This window comes from Nonomuraea sp. NPDC005501 (assembly GCF_040605905.1).
Classification (GTDB): Bacteria; Actinomycetota; Actinomycetes; order Streptosporangiales; family Streptosporangiaceae; genus Nonomuraea.
Window position 1 is genome coordinate 16,438 of sequence record NZ_JBEXDT010000002.1, and the last position, 14,738, is coordinate 31,175.

16 protein-coding genes are annotated in these 14,738 nt (G+C 73.1%); 8 read left to right on the forward strand and 8 right to left on the reverse strand.

Annotated elements, in window-relative coordinates:
• Positions 1–7: 7 nt before the first annotated feature.
• The 3 genes from hrpB to ABZS51_RS01960 all read right to left on the reverse strand — a co-directional run bounded on the left by hrpB (position 8) and on the right by ABZS51_RS01960 (position 3,857).
• Entirely contained in the window at positions 8–2,491 is a 2,484-nt protein-coding gene (hrpB, locus tag ABZS51_RS01950; RefSeq protein ID WP_355434914.1) for an ATP-dependent helicase HrpB, read from the reverse strand.
• A complete protein-coding gene (locus tag ABZS51_RS01955; RefSeq protein ID WP_355434917.1) occupies positions 2,478–2,837 on the reverse strand; it encodes a helix-turn-helix transcriptional regulator in 360 nt (119 codons plus the stop codon). The genes hrpB and ABZS51_RS01955 overlap by 14 nt, the downstream gene beginning before the upstream one ends.
• A gap of 102 nt (positions 2,838–2,939) precedes the next feature.
• The gene (locus ABZS51_RS01960) at positions 2,940–3,857 is read right to left on the reverse strand and encodes a TIGR03620 family F420-dependent LLM class oxidoreductase (RefSeq protein WP_355434919.1); all 918 of its coding nucleotides are present in this window, start codon (positions 3,855–3,857) and stop codon (positions 2,940–2,942) included.
• 199 nt (positions 3,858–4,056) lie between these two features.
• Between ABZS51_RS01960 and ABZS51_RS01965 the strand changes: the two genes are divergently transcribed.
• Together ABZS51_RS01965 and ABZS51_RS01970 are read left to right on the forward strand one after the other, a co-directional pair.
• Positions 4,057–5,220: an MFS transporter gene (locus ABZS51_RS01965; RefSeq protein WP_355434921.1), complete on the forward strand. Its 1,164-nt coding sequence runs from the start codon at positions 4,057–4,059 to the stop codon at positions 5,218–5,220.
• On the forward strand, positions 5,192–5,569 hold the full coding sequence (locus ABZS51_RS01970) for a hypothetical protein (RefSeq protein WP_355434924.1): 378 nt from the start codon (positions 5,192–5,194) through the stop codon (positions 5,567–5,569). The genes ABZS51_RS01965 and ABZS51_RS01970 overlap by 29 nt, the downstream gene beginning before the upstream one ends.
• Before the next feature lie 5 nt (positions 5,570–5,574).
• Here the strand turns inward: ABZS51_RS01970 and ABZS51_RS01975 are convergent, their stop codons facing one another.
• Together ABZS51_RS01975 and ABZS51_RS01980 are read right to left on the reverse strand one after the other, a co-directional pair.
• Positions 5,575–6,405 carry an undecaprenyl-diphosphate phosphatase gene (locus ABZS51_RS01975; RefSeq protein ID WP_355434926.1) on the reverse strand — a complete coding sequence of 277 codons (831 nt, stop codon included), beginning with the start codon at positions 6,403–6,405 and terminating at the stop codon, positions 5,575–5,577.
• A gap of 40 nt (positions 6,406–6,445) precedes the next feature.
• A complete protein-coding gene (locus tag ABZS51_RS01980) occupies positions 6,446–7,267 on the reverse strand; it encodes an NAD(P)H-binding protein (protein ID WP_355434929.1) in 822 nt (273 codons plus the stop codon).
• Between the two features lie 74 nt (positions 7,268–7,341).
• On the opposite strand from ABZS51_RS01980, the gene ABZS51_RS01985 reads away from it, so the two are divergent.
• From ABZS51_RS01985 to lipB, 4 genes are all read left to right on the forward strand, one after another.
• Positions 7,342–8,262, forward strand: coding sequence for an AraC family transcriptional regulator (locus tag ABZS51_RS01985; protein WP_310707032.1), 921 nt, complete (start codon positions 7,342–7,344; stop codon positions 8,260–8,262).
• The gene (locus ABZS51_RS01990) at positions 8,259–8,765 is read left to right on the forward strand and encodes an HAD domain-containing protein (protein ID WP_310707031.1); all 507 of its coding nucleotides are present in this window, start codon (positions 8,259–8,261) and stop codon (positions 8,763–8,765) included. Before ABZS51_RS01985 ends, ABZS51_RS01990 begins: the two co-directional genes overlap by 4 nt.
• Before the next feature lie 62 nt (positions 8,766–8,827).
• Positions 8,828–9,010, forward strand: coding sequence for a PspC domain-containing protein (locus ABZS51_RS01995; RefSeq protein ID WP_310707030.1), 183 nt, complete (start codon positions 8,828–8,830; stop codon positions 9,008–9,010).
• 26 nt (positions 9,011–9,036) lie between these two features.
• The gene (lipB, locus tag ABZS51_RS02000) at positions 9,037–9,672 is read left to right on the forward strand and encodes a lipoyl(octanoyl) transferase LipB (RefSeq protein ID WP_355434934.1); all 636 of its coding nucleotides are present in this window, start codon (positions 9,037–9,039) and stop codon (positions 9,670–9,672) included.
• A gap of 9 nt (positions 9,673–9,681) precedes the next feature.
• Here the strand turns inward: lipB and ABZS51_RS02005 are convergent, their stop codons facing one another.
• Together ABZS51_RS02005 and ABZS51_RS02010 are read right to left on the reverse strand one after the other, a co-directional pair.
• A complete protein-coding gene (locus ABZS51_RS02005) occupies positions 9,682–11,211 on the reverse strand; it encodes an amino acid permease (protein WP_355434937.1) in 1,530 nt (509 codons plus the stop codon).
• Between the two features lie 73 nt (positions 11,212–11,284).
• On the reverse strand, positions 11,285–12,211 hold the full coding sequence (locus ABZS51_RS02010; protein WP_355434940.1) for a zinc-binding dehydrogenase: 927 nt from the start codon (positions 12,209–12,211) through the stop codon (positions 11,285–11,287).
• Positions 12,212–12,325: 114 nt separating this feature from the next.
• On the opposite strand from ABZS51_RS02010, the gene ABZS51_RS02015 reads away from it, so the two are divergent.
• Positions 12,326–12,877 (forward strand): helix-turn-helix domain-containing protein, encoded by a 552-nt coding sequence (locus ABZS51_RS02015; protein WP_310707026.1) that lies wholly within the window; start codon positions 12,326–12,328, stop codon positions 12,875–12,877.
• A gap of 48 nt (positions 12,878–12,925) precedes the next feature.
• Here the strand turns inward: ABZS51_RS02015 and ABZS51_RS02020 are convergent, their stop codons facing one another.
• Positions 12,926–13,528 carry a TetR/AcrR family transcriptional regulator gene (locus ABZS51_RS02020; RefSeq protein ID WP_310707025.1) on the reverse strand — a complete coding sequence of 201 codons (603 nt, stop codon included), beginning with the start codon at positions 13,526–13,528 and terminating at the stop codon, positions 12,926–12,928.
• 105 nt (positions 13,529–13,633) lie between these two features.
• Between ABZS51_RS02020 and ABZS51_RS02025 the strand changes: the two genes are divergently transcribed.
• Positions 13,634–14,710: a Gfo/Idh/MocA family oxidoreductase gene (locus ABZS51_RS02025; protein ID WP_355434943.1), complete on the forward strand. Its 1,077-nt coding sequence runs from the start codon at positions 13,634–13,636 to the stop codon at positions 14,708–14,710.
• Positions 14,711–14,738: the final 28 nt, after the last annotated feature.

Here is a 14,738-nt window from a genome sequence, read left to right on the forward strand (position 1 = left end):
GCGCGTGTCATGATCGCCGGTTGGCCCGGCGCGTGGGCGTCGCCGTCAGCGGGTCCTCCGGCCAGGGATGCCGGGGGTAGCGGCCGCGCAGCTCCGCCCGGACGGCGCGGTAGCCGTCGCGCCAGAACGACGCCAGGTCCGCCGTCACCGCCACCGGACGCCCCGCCGGCGAGAGCAGGTGCACCAGCAGCGGCACCCCCGCGACGGCCGGGGCGGCGTCCCAGCCGAACAGCTCCTGGAGCTTGACCGCGAGCACCGGCCGCTCCCCGGAGTAGTCCACGCGCACGCGCGAGCCGCTGGGCACCTCGACGCGCTCCGGCGCGACCGACTCCAGCCGCTCGCTCCACGGAACCAGCCGCAGCAGTGCCGACGCCACGTCGATCCGCTCCAGGTCGGCCCGGCGGCGGGCCCGCGACAGCTCCGGCTCCAGCCACCGGTCGGCCAGGTCGACGAGGGCGTCCATGCCCGTCCCCCCGCCCTGGCCGCCTACGTCCGGCCAGGGGTCGCCGGCGGCGCGGTGACAGAACGCCAGCCGGTCGCGCACCGCCAGCGCCTCCTTCGTCCAGGTGAGGACGTCCTCGGTGCGCAGGCCGTACAGGAGGGCGGCGCGCACGTCCGCGTCGGGGAGCGGCGCGGACGACAGCTCGATCGCGCCCAGCCGCTCGACGATCCGCGCGGAGACGTCGCCGCGCCGCTCGCCGGGAGGCACGCGCCAGGCGACCTCCTCCTCGAACGTGACCGGGTACGCCAGCCGTGCCGTCGCCTCGTCGATCTCCACGGCCTGCCGGACGCGAGCCGACGCCGAGCCCGTGGGACGGTCGGCCACCGCCACGGCCAGCCAGGGGGCGCGGGCCAGCTTCGAGCTCTCGCCGAGGGCGGCGGCCGTGCCGGAGGCCATCAGGTAACCGCCGCCACGCCGCCTGGCGACCCGCTCGGGGAACGCCAGCGCGACGACCAGCCCCGCGAGCGCGTCGTCCGCGGCACCGCCGCCCGGTGTCCGGCCGTCGTCGCGGTCGCCTCCGGAGGCCGATCTCGACAGCCGTCCGACCTCCTGGCGCCAGCGGGCGGCGAACGCGTCGCCGCCGCGGCGGGCCGCCCGCCAGACCTCCACCAGGTCGTCGCCCGCGTCCCGGGGGAGCTGCTCCGACAGGAGCGCGACGACCTCGGCGGCGCGCGGACCGGCGTCGATGAGCGCCCGCGCCAGCCTGGGATGCACGCCGAGCCTGGCCATCCGCCTGCCCCGGGCGGTCACCCGGCCGCCGTCCAGGGCGCCGAGAGCGGTCAGGGTCCGGGCGGCGGCGGCCATCGCGGCGGCCGGCGGCGGGTCGAGCAGCGCCAGCGCCGCCGGGTCGGTCACGCCCCAGCACGCCGCCTGGAGGGCGAATCCGGTCAGGTCGGCGAGCGCGATCTCCGGTCTGGCGTGCTCGGCCAGGCGCTCGTGCTCGGCCTCGGGCCAGCAGCGGTACACGGTGCCGGGGGCCTCGCGGCCCGCCCGGCCGGCGCGCTGGACGGCGGCGGCCTTGGAGACGCGGACGGTGGTGAGGGAGCCGAGGCCGCGGGCATGGTCGGTCCGCGGCTCGCGGGCCAGGCCGGAGTCCACCACGACGCGGACGCCCGGCACGGTGAGGCTCGACTCGGCGACCGAGGTGGCCAGCACGATCCGGCGGCGCGTCCCCGGCGACAGGACGGCGTCCTGCACTCTGGCCGGCGCCTGCCCGTGCACCTGGAGGAGCTCCACGGGCGCTCCCCGATCGTCCGCCACGCCGTGCAGCAGGCCGGCGACCCTGCCGATCTCGGCCGTGCCGGGGAGGAAGCAGAGCACGTCCCCCTCGCGCTCGGTCAGTGCCCGCCGTACGACCTGGGCCACGTGCGTGAGCAGCGCCGGGTCGACGCGCAGCCCGTGCGGGGGCGCGACCGGGCGGGCGGGCGGCGCCCACACGGTCTCCACCGGATGCGGCGCCCCGGACGCCGCCACCACCGGAGCCCCGCCCAGCAGCCGTGACCAGGGTCCGGCGTCGGCCGTCGCGGAGGTGGCGAGCAGGCGCAGGTCGGGGCGGAGCGTCTCGCGCACGTCCAGGAGGAACGCGAGCGCCGTGTCGGCGTCCAGGTGACGCTCGTGGCACTCGTCCAGCACCACGACGTCGGTGCCGGGCAGCTCGGGGTCGCGTTGCAGCCGCTGGAGGAGGAGGCCGGTGGTGACGACCTCGACCATGGGGTTCGCGCCCGTGTGCCGCTCGCCGCGGATCGCGTAGCTCACCCCCATCCGGCGGGCCGCCGCCCGGACGGCGAGCCGCCGGGGCTCGGCCACCAGCACGCGCAGCCCCGTCTCGGCCAGGGCCGGCGGGACGACGGTGGTCTTGCCGCTGCCCGGCGGGGCGGTCAGCACGGCCGTGCCGTGCCTCTCCAACGCCCTCAGCAACTCGGGCAGCGCGTGCCGTACGGGCAGCCCGTCCCCGGTCCCCGTCACCGAGGCCGGCTCAAACGCTGCCATGAGCGGGGGGCAGGGTGTAAGGCGCGGTGGTGACGTCCGTCCGCGCGGCCCGCAGGATGGTGTCGAGGAGGCCCGGGAAGCGGGCGTCGAGGTCCTCCCGGCGCAGGCGCATGTACTTCTGCCGCCCGTCCTGCCGGGTGAGCAGCACGCCGGCCTCGCGCAGGGTCCGGTAGTGGTGCGAGGCCGTGGACTTGTGCACGCCGAGCTCCTCCAGCACGCTCGAGCAGTTCTGCTCCGTCTGCGCGGCGAGCCGGACGGCGATCTCCAGACGTACCGGGTCGGCCAGCGCCCGCAGGACCTCCGTGAGCTGGATGGCCTCCGTCGCCGGATGCGGTAGCTGGCGCATGGTCAGACCCTATCTCCGTCGCGTAGTTTGAAAATTATCAAACTATGCGACGGTCCGATGGGTGTCCAATCGAGGCGTACGGCGGCTCGGCGGCTCGGCGGGTCAGGTTGCGGTCAGGTCGCTGCGGGCGAGGATGCGCAGGTGCTCCAGCATGTCGCGGGGGGTGTCGGCGAGGGCCTGGACGCAGACGTGGTCGGCGCCGGCGTCGTGGTGCGCCCGTACCCGCTCGATGATCGTCTCGGGGTCGCCCCACGCCACGATGGCGTCCACCAGCGCGTCACTGCCGCCGTCGGCGACGTCCCTGTCCTCCCAGCCGAGCTCGCGCAGGTTGTTCACGTAGTTGGGCAGGGAGAGGTAGAGCGACATGAACCGGCGGGCGGTCTGCCGCGCCCGCTGCGGATCGGTGTCGAGCACGACCGTCTGCTCCGGCGCCAGCACAGGATCGGGGCCGAGGGCCGCCCGGGCGCGGGCGGTGTGCTCGGGGGTGACGAAATAGGGGTGGGCGCCCTGGGCGCGCCGCGCGGCGAGCTCCAGCATCCTGGCTCGGAGGGCTGCCAGCAGGCGCGGGGCGGGTGCCGGCAAGGGAGCGGCGTACTCCGTCGCGTCCATCGCGTCGAGGTAGTCGCGCATCACCGACACCGGCTTGCGGTAGTCGTGGCCTCTCATCGACACCGCGGGCGCGTGGCTGACGCCCAGCCCGAGCACGAACCGGCCGTCGAACGCCTCCGCCAGGGCGTTCGCCCCGTTCGAGGCGGCGGTGGCGTCGCGGGCCCAGATGTTGGCGATGCCGGTGGCGATCTGCATCCGCCGCGTCGCGCCCAGCAGGATCGACGCATGGACCAGCGCCTCCTTGCCGTGCGGAGCCTCGCCGACCCACAGTGTCCCGAAGCCCAGGCTCTCGATCTCGGCGGCTGCCTCCCGCTCGAACGCGGCCGGCTCCCCGCCCAGGGTGCCGCTCCAGACCCCTACGCGCCCCATGCGCCGCTTCAACGCCGCGACATCGATGCTCGTGTCGGCCATCGCGGGTCACCTCCTCATCGACACCTGGTCACCGGGTCACACCTGCTCACGATATGCAGCCCATCGTCGGGGCGGGTTAACGCCCGATTCATGACTTACCGCATTCCCGGCGATCACCGCTTCTCCGCCAAATGGTTTGACAATTATCAAACCGTGCGACAGTTTGATGGGCGTCCAACTGACGCGTACGGAGGACCATGTGACCACCCGGCTCTACCCCCTGGCGCTGGGCAACTTCGCCGTCGGCACCGGCATGTTCGTGACCGCCGGGCTGTTGCCCCCCATCTCCCGCGACCTCGACGTCTCCCCGTCGGCGGCCGGGCAGCTCATGACCGTGTTCGCGCTGGCCTACGCCCTGCTGTCACCCGTGCTCGCCGCCGCGACGGCACGCCTGTCCCGCAGGCGGCTCCTGCTCGTCGCGCTGGCCGTCCTCGTCGTGGGCAACGCGTTGACCGCCCTCGCGCCCACGTACCCGTTGGTCATGGCGACGCGAGTGATCGCGGCGGCGGGGGCGGCGATGTTCACCCCGACCGCGTCCGGCGTGGCGACGGCGATGAGCACGCCCGAGCGCCGGGGCCGGGCCCTGGCGCTGGTGATGGGCGGGCTCACCGTGGCCTCGGCGGTCGGTGTGCCGCTCGGGACCCTGCTGGGCGGCGTCGCGAGCTGGCGGGCCACGCTGTGGCTGGTGGCCGGGCTGGGCGTCCTCGGGTTCGTGGGCGTGGCGGCCGTGGTGCCCGACGTCAAGGTGGCCACCTCAGGACGGCTGGCCGAGCGGTTCGCGCCGCTGGCCGACCGGCGGGTGCTGGCGGTGCTGACGACGCAGCTCCTCATGTTCGGCGCCGGGTTCACCGCCTACACCTACATCGGCTCGCTGTTCGACCTTCCGCTGCCCGCCGTGCTGTGGGCGTGGGGGATCGGCGGCGTGGTGGGCAACCAGCTCGGCGGGCGGCTCACCGACGCGTACGGGCCGCGCCGGATGGTGCTGACCGGCCTGGTCGCCTCCACCGTGGCGCTGGCCCTCATCCCCGTCGCGAACCTCGCCCTGCCCGTCGCGCTGGTGTGGGCGTTCCTGTGGGGCGCGCTCGGCTGGCTGATCGCGCCCGCGCAGCAGTACCGGACGGTCGGCGCGGTGCCCGGCAACGTGTCGATCGGCCTCGGCCTGCTGGCCTCGGCCCAGTACTTCGGGCTGTTCGTGGCGGGCATCACGGGCGGGCTCGCGCTCGACTGGTACGGCCGCGCGGGGGTCGTGGTCCTGGCGACCGGGATCGGCGTGGTGGCGGTGCTGTTCACGCTGGCGACCTACCGGCCCGCCGTGGATGCCCCAGAATTGACGCATGTCCGAACCGCAGACCGACCCGCGTGACGAGCCCGCCCCCTTCGGAGCCGTCGTCCTCCTGACCGTCGCCTCGGCCGTGGCCGTCATGGCCGTCACCAGTCTGCTCGACGAGCCGCCCGGCCTGAAATTTCTGCTGCTCGGGCCGATCGCGCTGGTCGTGTTCGAGGTGATGGTCCACGAGGTGTGGTGGCAGCGCTGGTGGGGCGCGGTGCCGGGAGCCGTGCTGGGGCTGACGCTCTACTTCGAGGGCCGCGAGGCGCTGGGCGACGTCGTCGGCGACTCCTGGGCCCATCCGCTCGCGTACGTCACGGCCTGGGCCCTGTTCGCCGTCGTCTTCGCCCTGGCCAGCCGCTACCCGCGCACCCTGCGCGCCTAGCGGCCTCAGCCCTGGGCGGGGATCCAGCCCAGCGTGACCGCGAGGATGACGAACAGGCCGAGCGCGATCCGGTAGACGACGAAGCCGGTGAAGCGGTGCTTGCTGATGTAGCGCAGGAACCACGCCACCGCCGCGTAGCCGACGACGAAGGAGATGATCGTGGCCAGGATCGTCGGACCCCACGCCGGCGACTGGCCCCCGCCGATCTCGCGCAGCTCCAGCAGGCCCGACGACAGCACGGCCGGGATGGCCAGCAGGAAGGAGTACTTCGCGGCGTCCTCGCGGCGGTAGTCGAGCAGGAGGCCCGCGGTGATGGTGCCGCCGGAGCGGGAGACGCCCGGGATGAGCGCCAGCGACTGCGCGAAGCCGTACACGATGGCGTGCGTGAAGCTGAGGTGCTTCTGCAGAGTGAGCCTGTTGCGGGCGGTGCGGTCCGCCCACCACAGGATGAGGCCGAACACGATCAGGGTGGTGCCGACCAGGCGGAGATCGCGGAAGACGGTCTCGATCTGGTCCTTGAGCAGCAGGCCGAGCACGCCGATGGGCAGGCTGCCGACGATGACGTACCAGCCCATGCGGGCCGCGTGGTGGGAGCGCAGCGCGGGGGTCCACAGCGAGCGCGTCCACATGGAGATGATCTCCCAGATCTCGCGCCGGAAGTAGATCAGCACGGCGGTCTCCGTGCCGAGCTGGATCACGGCCGTGAACGCCGCCCCCGGGTCCTGCCAGCCGAAGAACGCCGACACCACCCGGATGTGGGCGCTGGAGGAGATGGGCAGGAACTCGGTCAACCCCTGGATGAGGCCCAGCACCACCGCTTCGAACCAGCCGATCACCGGAGCACCTTTCCAAAGCCGCGAAAGTGACGAGGTGAGGCTAGCGGATGCGAGGACCCCGCATGCCCTGCGCCCAGTCGCGGGCGAAGGCGGTGAAGTCGCGCGCGGGCCGGCCGAGCGCCTCCCGCACCCCGTCGGCCACGTACGCGTTGCGCCCGTCCAGCACCTCGGCGAACAGCGCCTTGAGCATCTCGATCTCGTCCTGCGGCACGCCGGCCTCGGCGGCGCCCGCGGCGAACTCCTCCGGCTTCACCGGCGCGTACTCCACCGTCCTGCCCAGCGCGGCCGACAGGTCGGCGGCGGCGTCCGCGAACGTCAGCAGCCGCGGCCCGGTCAGCTCGTAGACCCGCCCCGCGTGCCCGTCCTCCGTGAGCGCGGCCACGGCCACGTCGGCGATGTCGTCCGCGTCCACGAACGGCTCCGCCACCTCCCCGGCCGGCAGCGCGATGACCCCCGCCTGGATCGCGTCGAGCAGGTAGCCCTCGCTGAAGTTCTGCATGAACCAGGCGCAGCGGACGACGGTCCACTCCAGCCCCGACTCCTGGACGATCCGCTCGCACGCCTGGGCCTCCGGCTCGCCCCGGCCGGACAGCAGCACCATCCGCCGGACGCCGCTCTCGGCCGCGAGCTCGGTGAGCGCCCGGATGTCCTGCCCCGACCCGGGCACGGCCAGGTCGGGGTAGTAGGTCACGTACACCGACTCGGCGCCCTGGAGGGCGGCCGGCCAGCCGTCGAGGTCGGCCCAGTCGAAGGCCGGCGTGGAGGAGCGGGAGCCGGACCGCACGGGACGGCCGAGAGCGGTGAGCCTGTCGATCACACGGCGGCCGGTCTTGCCGGTGCCGCCCAGCACCAAAGTTGTCATGCCTCCAGTAAGCCCGTTGATCGTTGGACTCTCCATGGTTGAGAAGCGCACTTCCATATGCGATCGTCTAACGCATGGATCATCTGGCCGCACTGCTCGACGGCCCCCGCGCCCGCGGCGCCTTCCTGCTCCGCTCCCTGCTCGACCCGCCGTGGTCGCTGCGCGTGCAGGACGAGGCCCCGCTGACGCTCGCGGCGCTCGTCCGGGGCGCGGCCTGGGTGGTCCCCGACGGCCGTGAGCCCGTGCGCCTCGCACCCGGCGACGTGGCCCTCATGCGCGGGCCCGAGCCGTACACCGTGGCCGACGACCCCGCCACCCCGCCGCAGATCGTCATCCACCCCGGCCAGCGCTGCACGACGCTCGACGGCGAGGCGCTCTACCAGTCCATGGAGCTCGGCGTGCGCACGTGGGGCAACGACCCCGAGGGCGCCACCGTGCTCATCACCGGCACGTACCAGATGGAGGGCGAGATCAGCAGGCGGCTGCTGGAGGCGCTGCCGCCCCTGCTCGTCCAGTCCGGCGGCCCGGTGATCGGGCTGCTCGGCGCCGAGATCGTGCGGGACGAGCCCGGCCAGGAGGTGGTCCTCGACCGGCTGCTCGACCTGCTGCTCATCTCCACGCTCCGGTCGTGGCTCGCGGACAACGACGCCCCCGCCTGGTACCGCGCGCAGAGCGACCCGATCGTGGGCAGAGCCCTGCGCATGCTGCACAACAACCCCGCCCACGCGTGGACGGTCGCCTCGCTCGCCGCCGCCGTCGGCGTCTCCCGCGCGTCGCTGGCCAGGCGCTTCACCGACCTGGTGGGGGAGCCGCCCATGGCGTTCCTCACGGACTGGCGGCTGGCGCTGGCCGCCGACCTGCTGCGCGAGCCCGACGCCACGATCGGCTCCGTCGCCCGCAGGGTCGGCTACGGCAGCTCGTTCGCGCTCAGCGCCGCCTTCAAGCGCGTGCGCGGGATCAGCCCGCAGGAGCACCGGGCGGGAGCGGCCAGGTGAAGCCGCTGCTGCTCGTCGACGTGGACGGTGTGCTCAACCCGTTCGGCCGGCCCGACCCCGGCTTCCGCCGCTACCGGTGCACGGTCGGCCACGAGGTCTACACCGTCCATCTCAACCCCCGTCACGGGGCCCGGCTGCTGGAGCTGGCCATCGCCACGGGCGCGGAGCTGGCCTGGGCCACCACCTGGGAGGACCACGCCAACGAGTGGATCGGCCCGCGCATCGGCCTGCCGGAGCTGCCCGTCGTGCCGATGGGGCCGGTGCTGGGCAGCGACATGGGCGAGATGTTCAAGACGCCGCACGTGGCCGCGTACGTGGAGCGCAGGCCGTTCGTCTGGTTCGACGACCAGGTGCGGTGGGAGGACGAGAACTACCTCAGGGAACGCCAGGGTCTCGACGACTTCCTGCTCGTCCCCGTGGACCCCAGAGGGGGCCTGACCAGCGAGCATCTGGCGCGGGCGCACCGGTGGCTGACCCTGTCAGGGTTTTCTCAGGGTGCGTGAGGGGAGAGCGAACGTCTGGTTGTCCGTTGTCCAGATAGGTGCAACCACACGGAGGAAACAGCATGTACCGCTCACGAGAGCACAGAGTCCTGGCCGGCGTCTGCGGCGGTCTCGCCGACAAGATGGGCCTGCCGCCCACGCTCGTCCGCGTCCTGTGGCTGATCCTGTCGCTTCTTCCCGGCCCCATGTGGGTCCTGTACGTCGCCATGTGGCTCCTCGTGCCCGAGGAGCCGAGGAAGTACTGACCGCGCGGGCGGCCTATCCTCTAACCATGAAGGCTAGGCCGCTGACCCTCATCCAGGACGAGCTGGTCGACTACGACAAGGCGATGGAGCGCATGGGCGACCTCGTCGCCGAGCGCCAGCGAGACGAGCGGCCGGACACGCTCTGGCTGCTCAGCCACCCGTCGGTCTACACCGTGGGCCGCCGCACTCCCGCGGCCCACCTGCCCGACCCGTCGCGCGGCATCCCCGTGGTAGAGACCGGCCGCGGGGGCCAGCTCACCTACCACGGCCCGGGCCAGCTCGTCGGCTACCTCGTCGTCAAGCTGGCCGAGGACGAGGGGATCGTGGACTACGTCCGCGAGGTGGAGCTGCGGCTCGTCGAGGCGCTGGGCGCGCTCGGCCTGCCCGCCGAGCGCCGCGACACCCCGCCGGGCTCGGAGCTGCTGACCGGCGTCTGGACGTCGGCCACCGGACGCAAGATCATCTCAATCGGGATGCGGCAGAGCCGCGGCGTCACCAGCCACGGCTTCGCCCTCAACGTGGACGGCGACCTGGAGCCCTGGCACTGGGCGGTGGCCTGCGGCATGCCCGACGTGGACATGACCTCGCTCAAGCGCGAGCTGGGCGAGACCACGATGGACAAGGTCCGCGCCGCCGTGGCGGCCTCCTTCGAGGCCGCCTGACGTGTGGCGTCAGCTGACGGGGAGTTCGTCGACGGTGCGGCGGGGGCCGGTGAACCAGTGGCGGGCCGACAGGGCCCACCACAGGGCGATGCCGATCAGTACGACGCCCACGGCGAGCGGGGCGTAGTTGACCGACGTCCACGTGAACTTCGGGTCGCCCGGCACGCCCGCCGGTGAGAACGGCATGATGAAGTAGACCGACACGATGGCGATCTCCGCGCAGGCGATCCAGCCCATCACCCGGTACTTCCCGCCGAGCGTCCACGGCCCCGGCCGGAACCTGTCGCCCATCCGCAGCCGCAGCCAGATCGGGATGATGAACGCCAGGTACAGCCCGATGACCGCGATCGACACCACGGCGAAGAAGGCGACCGGCGTCGTCGTGCCGGGAGGCGCGTACAGGGCTGGGAGGGTGATCAGGGCGGCCACCGCGCAGCCCGCGAGGATGGCGTTGACCGGCGTGCGGTTGCGGTCCACCTTCGACCACAGCCGCCATCCCGGCACCGCGCCGTCCCGCGAGAAGGCGTACATCATCCGCGACATCGACGTCACGCAGCTCATCCCGCAGAAGAACTGGCCGATCGTGGAGATGGCGAAGATCACCGTGGCCAGCGGCGAGGACAGGGCGGTCTCGAAGATGGCGCCGACGAAGCCGGACTGCTTGTTGATCTCGTCCACGTCCGTCGCGGCGAACAGGAACGCGAGCAGCAGGATCCAGCCGCCGATCGCCGAGTAGAAGATCGACTGCCACAGTCCGCGGGCCGCCGTCCTGGCCGCGCCCTGGGTCTCCTCCGACACGTGCGCGCACGCGTCGAAGCCGGTGATCGTGTACTGCGTCAGCAGGAAGCCCAGGGGCAGCACGTACAGCCAGAACGGCAGCCCCCCGTCGCCGCTGCCGAACCCGGAGTTGTTGATCTTCTCGGTGAAGACGAACCCGAGCGACTGGTGCTCGGCCGGCGCGAGGACCAGGATGGCGACCACGACCGCGGCGCCGGCCACGTGCCACCAGACCGAGACGTTCTGCAGCAGCGAGATGAGCCGGTGGCTGAAGATGTTGATCAGCGCGTGGAGCACGAGGACGACCACGAAGAGCAGGAACGCCTGGTGCAGCGTCGCCTCCCAGGCGCCGCCCGTCACCCGGTTGAGGGTGATGCTCAGGAACGTCGCGCAGCCGTAGTCCACCGAGGCGGTCACCGCGATGAGCCCGATGAGGTTGAGCCAGCCGGTGAACCAGCCGTGGATCGGCTTGCCCATCGTGGCGGCCCACCAGTAGATGCCGCCCGCGGTCGGATAGGCGGAGACCAGCTCCGCCAGGCATAACCCGATGATGAGGATGAACACGGAGATCAGCGGCCAGCCCCATGAGATGGCGATGGGGCCGCCGTTGTTCCAGGCCTGTCCGAAGGTCGTGAAGCAGCCGGCGAGGATCGAGATGATGGAGAAGGAGATCGCGAAGTTGGAGAAGCCGCTCCAGGTCCTTGCCAGCTCCTGCTTGTAGCCGAGCTCGGCGAGCCGCCTGGAATCCTCTTCAGTGGTCATGAGGTCTCCCTGTGCGCGGGGGGAGTCACTGATTGGTCTACCTGTAGACCATTTCGGAGGTCAGGGCAAGGCGTTACAGCTGATTGTTGGCGGGGTCATCGGTCCTTGTCGGATCCATGTCGATGATCCCCTTGCCGCGGACCTTTCCATCCCGTACCGCGGCCGCCATCTCGCCCGGCCGCTCCCAAGACCACCGCCCGCCCACTCCGGCCGACAGCTCGCCCCGCGCCACCAGCTCCACCAGGTACGCCAGGTCGGCCGCGGGCGCGGCGGCGTCACCGAACGAGCTGATCGTCCGCGCCTCGCCGAGCACGAACGTCGAGTTCGGGACGAACACCGCGGGCTCGCCGGCCGCCCACCCGACGCTCTGCAGGTTGCCGCCCGGCCTCAGCAACCGCCACGCCGCCACCAGGTACGGCCCGCCGAGCAGCTCGATGACCGCGTCCACCGGCTCCACGCCGTCGAGGTCCGTCACCGTCTCGGCCCCCAGGTCGCCCGCGCGTGCCGGGTCCCGGACCTGGGCGATCACGTGCGCCCCGGCCCGCCGGGCGAGCTGCACGGCCAGCCGTCCCGTCGCCCCGGACGCGCCCGTCACCAGCACCCGCCTGCCCAGCAGCGGCCCGGTGGCGCGCAGGGAGCGCAGCGCCGCGATGCCCGCCATCGGCAGCGCGGCGGCGTCGGAGAGGTGGACGCCGTCCGGCACGACGGCCAGCGCGTCCGTCGCGAACGCCGCCCGCTCCGCCCACGCCCCCGCCGCGAAGGCCACGACCCGCGCGCCGGCGGCCGGCCCGGTGCCGTCCTCGGCGGCCCGGAGGACCACGCCGGCCGCGTCGTAGCCGAGGACCGCCCCGTCGGGGAAGTGGCCGATGTGACGCAGCTCGGAGGGGTTCACGGAGGCGTGGTGGATCTCGACGAGCGCCTGACCGGGGCCGGGCTCGGGGTCGGGCACGGTGACGGGTGCGGCGGGAAGGGCTCCGCCGGAGACGACCAGGGCACGCATCGCTTGACTCCTTGACATCCAGATTAGCGGACTGACAGTCCGCTTCGATGTGGGGATAGTATGGGGACCGTTGGTCCGGTTGCAAGTGGGCGAGACGGAACGAGGTGGGCCGGATTGCGAGCCGACGCGACGCGTAACCGGGAGGCGATCCTGCGCGCGGCCGAGGAGTTGCTCGCCGCGCACGGGGCCGAGCACGTCTCGCTCGACCGGGTGGCCGCCGCGGCGGGGGTGGGCAAGGGCACGGTGTTCCGCCGGTTCGGCAGCCGTACGGGGCTGTTCCAGGAGCTCCTGGCGGAGCGGGCGGAGGCGCTGGCGCGCGCCATCGACACTCCGGGCTCGCCGCTGGGTCCCGGCTCGCCGCCCCTGACGAGGCTGCTCGCCTTCCTGGACGAGCTGGCGGGACTGGCTGAGCGCAACCTCGCGCTGTTCGCGGCGCACGAGCGGGCGTGCGCGGAGGACAAGTACGCCGACCCGACCTACGTGCGCTGGCACGCGCACGTCACCGCGCTCGCCGGGCAGGCGCGGCCCGGCCTCGACGCCTCCTTCGCGGCCCACGCCCTGCTGGGGCTCTTCGACGCCGACCTGGTCAGGCACGTCATGCGCGAGGGCGGGGTGACGCGGCTGCGGTCGTCGGTCCGCGCCTTCGCCGAGGCCCTGCTGGGCTGATCCGGCGCCAGACCGGGCGGATCGGGCAGACAGGGTGGATCGGGCGGATCAGGCGGGCTCGGGGATGTCCGTGAGCTCCGCGAGGACGGTGCGCAAAGCCAGGTCCGCCACCTGGCGCAGCTCCTCGCGGGTGCGGCCGCTCGCCGCCTGCACCGCGATGCCGTCCGTGACGGTGTGGACCAGCCGGGCCAGGACGGCGGGGTCGCAGCCCGGTGGCAGGTCGGGCGCCTGCTCGAAGCGCCGCCGCAGCGCGGTCTCGCCGGCCCTGCGGCACGCGATCGCCGCCTCACGGGCGGTGGCGGAGTCGGGGCCGCAGGCGTGGACGCTGTTGACACTCAGGCAGCCCGGCCCGCCGGCGCCGGTGGTCAGCTCGACCGCGCCCTCGACCAGGCGCCGGACGACCTCCCGGACCGTGGGCGCGGTCAGGGCCTCGGCGGCGAAGGCTCCCGGGCCGCTGACGTAACGGTCGAGCGCCTTGGCGAACAGCTCCTCCTTGTTGCCGAAGGCGGCGTACAGGCTGGGCCGGTTGACCCCCATCGCCGCGGTCAGATCAGACAGCGACGTCCCCTCGTAGCCCTGCCTCCAGAACACCTCCAGCGCCCGGTCGAGCGCGATGTCGGCGTCGAAGGCGCGTGGTCTGCCGCCGGGCATGCCGTACCTCCCAAGTTTTATACCTATCGGTACGTTACCTCTTGATCCCGAGCTCCGCCTCCCCTAGTTTCATACCGATCGATACGTAACTAGGAGAGGTCGTACATGATCAGAGCCGGAGTCGTCGGAGCGAGCGGCTGGGCGGCGGTGTCCCACCTGCCCGCGCTGGCCGGGCTGGACGGGTTCGAGGTGACGGCGGTGGCGACCACGAACCGGGCCAGCGCCGGGAAGGCGGCGGCCGAGCACGGAGTGCCGCTGGCGTTCGCCGACGCCGGCGCGCTGGCCGCCCATCCCGACGTGGACCTCGTGGTGGTGTCGGTGAAGGCGCCCGGGCACGCCGCGGTCATCAGGGCCGCGCTGGAGGCGGGCAAACACGTGGTGTCGGAGTGGCCGCTGACCGTGGACCCGGCCGAGGCGGACGAGCTGGCCCGCGCCGCCACGGCGGCCGGCGTGGTCCACGCCGTCAGCCTCCAGGGGCACCACTCGCCGGACGCGCGCTTCGTCCGCGACCTGGTCGCGGCGGGCCGCGTCGGCCGGTTGGAGTCGGCCGTCCTGGTCGCCGCGGGCGACCCGCTGGGCGGCGCCGTCATCCCGGCGGGCATGGAGTGGAGCACCGACCCCGCCGGCGGCACCACCATCCTCACGATCATGGCAGGCCACTTCCTCGCGACGCTGGAGCGGATGGCGGGCCCGCTGACCGAGGTGTCGGCGCGGCTGCCCCGCCGGTACGACACGGTCGCGGTGGGTGACACCGGCCGGACCGTCGCGAACCGGGTACCGAGCCAGGTGCTGCTCCACGGCACCCTGGCCGGCGGCGCCACCGCCTCCGTCACGGTCCACGGGGGCAGCGGCAGCCCGGACGGGTTCCTCGTCAAGCTCGTCGGCTCCGAGGGAACGCTGACCGCCGGCCCCACCCGGCCGGGCGTGTACATGCACTGGACCGACTGGGAGATCCGCGTCGGCGGCGAGCGCGTCGAGGTGCCCGCCTCCTACCGGACCGTGCCCTTCGACCCGGCCGGCGGTCCGGTCGCCAACGTCGCCAACTTCTACCAGGAGGTCGGGCGGGCCATCCGGGAGGGCCGTCCGGCCGATCCCGACTTCCACGCCGCGGCGCGCCTGCACCGGCTGCTCGCGGCCATCGAGCGCGCCGCCCTGAGCGGCGGCGCGGAGGAGATCTCGTGAAGTGCGGCGGGCGGGCCGTCTCCTGGCC

What these genes read in the sequence shown, in the direction of transcription:
- ABZS51_RS02025 (WP_355434943.1), top strand. Translation starts at nt 13,634, where the DNA reads ATGATCAGAGCCGGAGTCGTCGGAGCGAGCGGCTGGGCGGCGGTGTCC.
- ABZS51_RS01985 (WP_310707032.1), top strand. Translation starts at nt 7,342, where the DNA reads ATGGATCATCTGGCCGCACTGCTCGACGGCCCCCGCGCCCGCGGCGCC.
- ABZS51_RS02010 (WP_355434940.1), bottom strand. Translation starts at nt 12,211, where the DNA reads ATGCGTGCCCTGGTCGTCTCCGGCGGAGCCCTTCCCGCCGCACCCGTC.
- ABZS51_RS01960 (WP_355434919.1), bottom strand. Translation starts at nt 3,857, where the DNA reads ATGGCCGACACGAGCATCGATGTCGCGGCGTTGAAGCGGCGCATGGGG.
- ABZS51_RS02005 (WP_355434937.1), bottom strand. Translation starts at nt 11,211, where the DNA reads ATGACCACTGAAGAGGATTCCAGGCGGCTCGCCGAGCTCGGCTACAAG.
- hrpB (WP_355434914.1), bottom strand. Translation starts at nt 2,491, where the DNA reads ATGGCAGCGTTTGAGCCGGCCTCGGTGACGGGGACCGGGGACGGGCTG.
- ABZS51_RS01970 (WP_355434924.1), top strand. Translation starts at nt 5,192, where the DNA reads ATGTCCGAACCGCAGACCGACCCGCGTGACGAGCCCGCCCCCTTCGGA.
- lipB (WP_355434934.1), top strand. Translation starts at nt 9,037, where the DNA reads ATGAAGGCTAGGCCGCTGACCCTCATCCAGGACGAGCTGGTCGACTAC.
- ABZS51_RS01980 (WP_355434929.1), bottom strand. Translation starts at nt 7,267, where the DNA reads ATGACAACTTTGGTGCTGGGCGGCACCGGCAAGACCGGCCGCCGTGTG.
- ABZS51_RS01955 (WP_355434917.1), bottom strand. Translation starts at nt 2,837, where the DNA reads ATGCGCCAGCTACCGCATCCGGCGACGGAGGCCATCCAGCTCACGGAG.
- ABZS51_RS02020 (WP_310707025.1), bottom strand. Translation starts at nt 13,528, where the DNA reads ATGCCCGGCGGCAGACCACGCGCCTTCGACGCCGACATCGCGCTCGAC.
- ABZS51_RS01995 (WP_310707030.1), top strand. Translation starts at nt 8,828, where the DNA reads ATGTACCGCTCACGAGAGCACAGAGTCCTGGCCGGCGTCTGCGGCGGT.